6 protein-coding genes and 1 pseudogene are annotated in these 7,375 nt (G+C 62.9%); all 7 read left to right on the top strand.

What is annotated here, in order from left to right; genetic code table 11:
- Positions 1-80: pseudogene (locus FJ398_24190) on the top strand (GxxExxY protein).
- 249 nt (positions 81-329) lie between these two features.
- Positions 330-1,790 carry an amino acid permease gene (locus FJ398_24185; GenBank protein ID MBM3840996.1) on the top strand — a complete coding sequence of 487 codons (1,461 nt, stop codon included), beginning with the start codon at positions 330-332 and terminating at the stop codon, positions 1,788-1,790.
- A gap of 7 nt (positions 1,791-1,797) precedes the next feature.
- Complete coding sequence (locus FJ398_24180) at positions 1,798-2,817, top strand: iron-containing alcohol dehydrogenase family protein (GenBank protein ID MBM3840995.1); 1,020 nt, start codon at positions 1,798-1,800, stop codon at positions 2,815-2,817.
- A 23-nt stretch (positions 2,818-2,840) separates the two neighbouring features.
- The gene (locus tag FJ398_24175; protein ID MBM3840994.1) at positions 2,841-3,365 is read left to right on the top strand and encodes an efflux RND transporter permease subunit; all 525 of its coding nucleotides are present in this window, start codon (positions 2,841-2,843) and stop codon (positions 3,363-3,365) included.
- A 143-nt stretch (positions 3,366-3,508) separates the two neighbouring features.
- A complete protein-coding gene (locus tag FJ398_24170; protein ID MBM3840993.1) occupies positions 3,509-5,347 on the top strand; it encodes a glycoside hydrolase family 13 protein in 1,839 nt (612 codons plus the stop codon).
- Positions 5,348-5,369: 22 nt separating this feature from the next.
- Positions 5,370-6,845 (top strand): serine hydrolase, encoded by a 1,476-nt coding sequence (locus FJ398_24165; protein MBM3840992.1) that lies wholly within the window; start codon positions 5,370-5,372, stop codon positions 6,843-6,845.
- A gap of 7 nt (positions 6,846-6,852) precedes the next feature.
- On the top strand, positions 6,853-7,375 hold a 523-nt coding region (locus FJ398_24160), incomplete at its 3' end, for a hypothetical protein (GenBank protein ID MBM3840991.1).

Here is a 7,375-nt window from a genome sequence, read left to right as displayed (position 1 = left end):
GATACCTGAACATCTCCGGCCTTCAAGTGGCACTGCTTTTGAACTTCAAGGAGGCCAAGTTGGATTGGAAGCGCGTGGTGAATGAACGGAGAAGGGAGACTGGGGATAACGCCGCGCTTGAAAAACGCCTCTGGGACAGCGCCGACTAGAACCGCGGATTACGCGGATAGCGCGGATGGGAAAATGAAATTATCCGCGTAATCCGCGTCATCCGCGGTTAAATCCATGTCCCAACAACTCGTCCAAAAACTTTGGCTCGTGAGTGCCTTCCAGCGTGGCGGCCGGCATTTTTTCTGGGCGCATCGGGCTCCAATCGGCACTGTCCCTCTATGCACGATCCGGATGAACGCGAGCTGCGGCGCTTTGGCTATGCGCAACAACTGCGCCGGACCCTGGGCGGGTTCTCCAGCTTTGCGGTGGCGTTTTCGTTAATCTCCGTCTTCACCGGCGTCTCGGCCAACTTCGGCCACGGACTTCGCCAGGTCGGCGGTGGAATCGTCTGGTCGTGGCTGATCGTGCTCGCCGGGCAGATGCTCGTGGCGCTGCTGCTGACCGAACTGGCCACGCGGATACCGCTCTCCGGATATGGATACCAGTGGGCCAGCCGGCTGGTGAATCCGCATTTCGGATTCTCGGTGGGTTGGCTGCTCCTGCTTCAATTTCTCACGGGCTTCCCCGGCGTCTGCGCCACGCTCGCCGCGCAAACCGGCCACTGGTTGGGCGACGACTGGGCCTCGTCCTCAGCGGTGACCGCCCTCACGCTGGCGATCATTGCGTTGACGGCCATGATCCATCTGTTCGGCATCCGGTGGGCGGCTCGGGTCAACGATACCGGCGTGTGGACGGAACTGCTGGGCGTGTTCTTCGCGAGCCTCGTGCTGATCGTGCTGGCCTTGCAGCGCGGCGCGCCGCCCGCGGTCCTGTTCGATTCCACGAACGCCGCCACCGGCAGCCCGGCGGGCCTGGGAGCCTGGGCGCTGTCGCTGCTCGTAGGGGCCTGGTGTCTGACCGGATTCGAAGCCGCCGCCGACCTGGCCGAGGAGACGCGGCAGCCGAAACGCGTGGTGCCCCGGGCAATCCTGCTGTCGCTCCTGAGCTCAGGCGTTGCCGGATTCCTGTTGCTGACCGGGGTGATGCTGGCGGTCGGTGATCTGGCGGCCGCGCAGAAGGCGGGCGATCCGCTGATGACCACGCTGCGGCAAGCCCTGGGAACGGGCGGGGCTGGGGTGGTGCGGGTCGTCATTGGCATTTCGATCTTTGCCTGCGGACTGGCCAGCATGGCGGCCACAAGCCGGTTGCTGTTTGCGCTGGGCCGCGACCGGATGCTGCCCGGCTCCCGATGGCTGGCCTCCGTGGCCGAGAACCATCGCACCCCTCGCAACGCCATCCTGTTCATCTGGCTCGTGTCCTCGGCCGTCGTCCTCGGACTGCCCACCCTCGACATCGTCACCCAGATTTCCGCCGTCGCTGGTTACCTCGGCTACGCCGGCATTATCATCGCCGCCTTGATTGCCCCGCCAGCGACGCAGTCCGATGGCTGGCGACTCGGCCGGGCGCGCCCATGGATCGGGACGGCCGCGCTGATCTGGGTGTTGGGCGTCGTGGCCGCGCTGACCATCCCTCCAACGGAGGTGGCCGGCATCCGCACGCGCCATCTGCCCCTGCTTTCGACCCTGGTGGGACTGGGCATTGGCCTGTTCCTCTATCTCACCTTGATCCGGCGCCGTTTGGTCCGCGGTGAAGCTGGACCGCCGACTTCTGGGGAAGACATCCCCTCCACCCACCCATAACCACCTTATGATCGAAGGAAACACCAACGTTCGTTCCGCCCGCTTCGGCGCCGGCGCCCTGAGTGAATTGGATTTGGACCCCGGAAACTTCCTGGCGACCACCATGGAAGTTCCCTGGCGCCATGCCGAACCCCGGCTCAAAGCCCGGCCCAAGGCAGTCCTGTTCGTCGAGAACATGGAAGTCGAGACTCTCGACCGTCAACTGGACGCCGCGCCGGTCGTGGACACCGTGGTCGGCATTGGCGGCGGGCAGGCCATCGATCTGGCTAAATACATCGCGTGGAAACGCGGTCTGCGGCTGGTGAGTGTTCCGACCATTCTGAGCGTGGACGCCTTCGTCACGCCCGCCGCTGGCATTCGTCGCGGACATCGCGTGGAATACGTCGGCCAGACCAGTCCCGACCCGCTGGTGATTGATTACGACTTGATCCGCACCGCACCACCGGAGCTCAACATTGCGGGCGTCGGCGATCTACTTTCGATTCACACCGCCTGCTTCGACTGGGAACTCGCCGGACGCGCGGGCAAGAGTGAGTATCCCTTCCGAGCGGAGGACATTGCCCAAGCTCGCGCCATTCTCACCGACACGATGGCGAAGGCTGGCGCCATCCGGGCCTGCACCGATGACGGTCTGCACGCCATCGTCGAGGGCTACATGCGGGTGAATACGATCTGTCTGCCGGCCGGGCATTACCGGGTGGAAGAGGGCAGCGAGCATTATCTATTCTACGAACTGGAGGAACGGCTCGAGCGCTCCTTCATCCACGGCTGGATCGTGGGACTCGGCATCCACCTGCTCAGCCGGTTGCAGGAGAACCGCCACGCGGAGATGGTGGCGTTCATGGACGAGGTGGGCTTGCGTTATCAGCCTGCGGACATGGAAATCCGTCGCGGCGATCTTGAAGCCTCACTCTTGAACCTGCGATCGTATGTCGCTGGCCGGCGCGACCTCTGGCACACCGTCATCAATGAGCGCGAAATCACGCCGGCCTGGGTGAACGCGGCGCTCGCCACACTGCACTTCTGAGTCTGAATTCCTCGGTTGCAACCATGCGCACCGGAATCGAACCACGTCGCAGGGCCGCTCCACGGACCACTTTGCCTTCCAGGGCGATTCTCGGCGCGCTGCCCAGCCACATCCTGCTCGGTGTCACGCCGTCCTACCTGTCCGTCTTTGGCATGCCGGCGCTCGCGGGTGTGGCCTTAGACAACTCGATCGTGCTGGTGGGCTACGTGAACCAACGGCGAGCCGCTGGACGGACGCTCCGCGAAGCGGCGCTTGAAGCCGGCGCGCGGCGGTTCCGTCCCATCCTGCTGACTTCCGCGACGACGTTGGCCGGCCTTGCGCCCCTGATGCTGGCCAAATCGCTTCAAGCGCAATTCCTCATTCCCACCGCCGTGTCGCTGGGGTTTGGGATTGTCTTGGGCACCGTCATCACGCTATTACTCGTGCTATGCGCGCTGCGGGTGGCGGACGACGTGGGCGCAACCTGGCGCGGGCTTACGGCACAACAATACCAAATTAAGTTGAACATCCATGGTGCCCTGAATACCGCCATCGAACGACCTGTTTGAAACCGCTTCCACCATCTTCAAATGAGTTTCGGCGGTTTGGCCTTTGCGGTGACCGGTATCGCATCATCCGTTGCTCACGCGCGATCGGCTGCCCCACTTCCAGCGACCTACACCGATCCCCTGCGCGGTAGAGTAGACCCTCCATGAAACTACTAAACCTCATGAAGCGCTGCAGCTGCGCCGCAGCTCTCATCACTTTTCTGCTCGGGGCAGCCGTCGCCAATGCCGCCTCGCCCGACTGGGCTGCTCATGCGGTCTGGTATCAGATCTTTCCCGAACGCTTCCGCAACGGCGACCTCACGAATGATCCTACACCCGCGAGCCTCGTCGGAACGTGGCCCGATTTCGTTCCGCCCGGCTGGCGCGTCAGTCCATGGACCAGTGATTGGTATGAGCTGCGGCCTTGGGAACGGGATGGCAAAGGCTTCTACGTCCATGCCCAGTTGCGACGTTATGGGGGTGACCTCCAGGGGATCATCGACAAGCTCGACTACCTGAAGGAGCTGGGTGTCAACGCGCTCTATCTCAATCCGATCTTCGAATCACCGTCGCTCCACAAGTATGGTGCCGCCTTGTATCAGCACGTGGACAAACATTTCGGCCCCGACCCGGCGGGTGACTTGAAGCTGTTTGCCGGTGAGGATCCGGCCGATCCCGCCACCTGGAAATGGACGAGTGCGGACAAACTGTTCCTCAAAGTGATTGAGGAAGTTCACCGCCGCGACATGCGGCTCATCATCGACGGTGTGTTCAACCATGTGGGTATCTCATTCTGGGCCTTGCAGCGCGCGAAGCGTGACGGCCCGGACAGCCGGTATGCCCAATGGTTTCACATCACCCGCTGGGATGATCCCACCACGCCTGCCGACGAGTTCGACTATCGCGGGTGGAGTGGAATAAAGGATCTGCCTGAACTTGCTCGTGACGAGCACAATCTTCACCCCGAGATTCGCGAACATTTTCGGCATGTCGTGCGGCGGTGGATGGATCCGAACGGCGATGGCGACCCGAAGGACGGCATTGACGGATGGCGGATGGATGTTGCCGCCGAGGTCCCTATGGGCTTTTGGAAGGATTTTCGCGGTTGGGTCAAACACATCAATCCCGATGCCTACATTGCCGGTGAGATTTGGTGGGACGATTACCGTGCGATCAAGCTGCGTAACGCCGCGCCGTGGCTCGAGCAGGCCTTCGACGGCGTCATGAACTACCGGTTTGGCGACGCCGTTTTCCAGTTCTTCAATAGGACCGTACCCATCCGCGCGACGGAGCTGGGAAACCTGATCTCGGCGGTCCATCGCGATTACGGCTACAGACGGAGCCTCGGTTTGCAGAACCTGTTGGGCTCTCACGATACAGAGCGGATAGGTTCCATGGTGGTAAACCCGAAGCATCGCCAGGATCACCAGAGCAGCGTTTCAGGGAATCGGAGCTACTCCGTTCGCGCCCCGAACGCCGTCGAGAAGCAACGGTGGAAACAGATGGTCGCCTTCCAGTTTCTCGCGCCGGGCGCCCCGTACATCTACTACGGCGACGAGGTCGGCATGTGGGGCGCAGATGACCCAGACTGCCGCAAGCCCATGCTGTGGCCGGATCTTAGGTTTGCGGCCGAGCGCGAACATCCGTTCGGGCAGAGCCGGCCGGTGAACAGTGTCTCGCCCGATGGCGACATGCTCGCCTTCCATCGCCGGTTGGCGGAACTACGCGCCCGCCATGAAGCGCTTCGCACGGGCGAGTTCGAGTTCACATTACTGGACGACGAACGGCGTCTGGTCGCATTCCACCGGAAACCGCCGGCTGCCGGCACGTCCATCCTGGCGGTCTTCAACGCCTCGGACAAATCAGTGGTCCTAAAGCCTGCGGGCTTGAAATGCGACTCGTTCACCGGCTGGATGAACTTGTGGACCGGCGTGGCGGCATCCTCGGATTCGATGGAAGTTCCCTCGCGTTGGTTCGTGGTCCTTGGCCGAGAGTCGCGGTGATGCACCAGCCGACAACTCAATCGTGATGTCGATCCATAAACGGCAGCGTGAGCAGAAGAAGGGCGTGGACTCGCGCGCCGCGACCAGGAGCATATTCCTGCGAGTAATCCCACTGTGGATCGCCTGGGTGCTTCCCAGTTACGCCGAGGACTGGCCGCAGCGGTTGGGACCGCAGCACCCGCCGGCCGCTTCGCCATTGGAAGCCGCGGTGCTGCGGGCCGTGCGCGAGGCGCGCTTCGACCGCGTGCTGGACTTCGGGCCGGCGAATGAGGATGCAGCCAAGCCGGCTTTGCCGAAAACCATCGCCCACGTGCCCAATGTGGATGTCGCGGTCATCCAGTTGAATCGCGAAGGCCGAGTGATGGCGTCCGCCAATGTGCTGCTGTCCCGCGACTATCCTGAGGGATTGATTGTCCCGGTCAGCTTGGACCAGGGCGCAGCGGCCGTTCGGTTTCGTCGTTGGGACATCGCGCGCTGGAACGGCGGCGTGTTCAAGCCGGGTGAGTCCCTGCCGGAGACCACAAAAGGTTGGACCAACAATCCGCCGTTGTCCGATGACGACGATCTGGTTCCCGGGCGCGCAAATGCCGCCTTCCAGTTCATGGCGCCCTATCCGGCCTCGCTCTTCAAGCTGCTCGTCGCTTTCCAGGTCCTGCGGATGGTCGACGACGGATCGTTGACGCTCGACACCCCGCACACCTTCTCCTTGGCGAACCAGAAGGACGAGACCCGTCCGCTCCGGGCCTGGCTGGACCCGATGATAACCGAGTCGAACAATCGCGCCACTCAGGCCTTGCTCCAACTCCTGCACCGGCGTTCCCGCATCGAGACCATGAACCGGGAGTTTCGTGAACTGGGTTTGCCAACGTTGCAGGTCAATGGCACCCGGGCGGCGGACGGTCGGAACTGGCAGACGGATCGGATCCACATGACTGCTCTCGACACCGCGCGCCTGCTGCTGCTCATCGAAGGTCCGGCCGGCGATTTGTGGCGCGGACCGGATGGGCGGGCCGTGACCGCGCGGTTTCTCAGCGAATCGAGCCGGGCCTTCCTCAAACAACTGCTGGCGGAGCAAGGGCTGAATGAGGCGTTGTCCACCGCCAATCTGGCCGGCGTTCGCCATGTGCGCCCGGGCCTGCCCTCGCAAATTGCCGCGCGTTGGATCAACCCGACCAACGGCATCGTCGTCGTGGACGGCGTGAACTTCGGAGTCGATGTCCGGGCGAGCAACGCCGTGGCGGAGGTGACCTTCGCGCATAAGACCGGCCTCACCTACAACTACGCGTCCGACGCCGGCATCGTGACCTCATTGCCGGGGCGGCCATTCCGACGCTACCTCATCGTGTTCCTGAGCAACCTCGGTTACCGCTACGTGGACGAAGTCTTTGCGGATCGGACGAAAGGGCCGTATGCGGATCCCGTCAGCCCGATCAGCTACACCCAGCGTATTCCCGCGCTGGCCAGGGCGATCGACGACGCGATCCGTGAGATGCGCTGAACCTATTGTGAAACGAACGCGCGCTCTGCTGATGACGATCCGCTTGTGTCGTTCCCGAGGAGCGCCGCCCGCCCGCTTCTTCCGGGCGTTGCTCAGCCCGGTCGTCATGGCACTCAGTTTGTTTGCTTCCGGGTGCGGAACACCCTTGGCCGCAGTCAACAATACCTCCCAAGCATCGTCAGCGGAAACGACCGAAAAGAGCCGCAGCCGCCAAGGTCCGGGCACGAAGGTTCAAGGGTGGCTCTCGTCGGAGGACGGCACGGCCCGGCTCACGCCGCTGCCGGATCTCCAGTTTCAAGCAGGCCCGGCGCCAGGACGCGAGGTCATCCAAATCGACGACACCACCACCTATCAACCCGTGCTGGGGATCGGCAGTTCCTTCGAGCACAGCACCTGTTACAACCTCAGCCTGCTGCCGGCGGCGCGGCGGGAAAAGGTGATCGAGAGCCTCGTTCATCCCGAGCACGGCATCGGCATGAACTTGATGCGCCTCTGCATCGGCACTTCGGATTTCGCGCCAGGTCCGTTCT

The sequence above is a fragment of the Verrucomicrobiota bacterium genome, assembly GCA_016871535.1.
Classification (GTDB): Bacteria; Verrucomicrobiota; Verrucomicrobiia; order Limisphaerales; family SIBE01; genus VHCZ01.
Note: the sequence above shows the minus strand (reverse complement) of the source record. Positions and strands in the feature narration are given on the sequence as shown.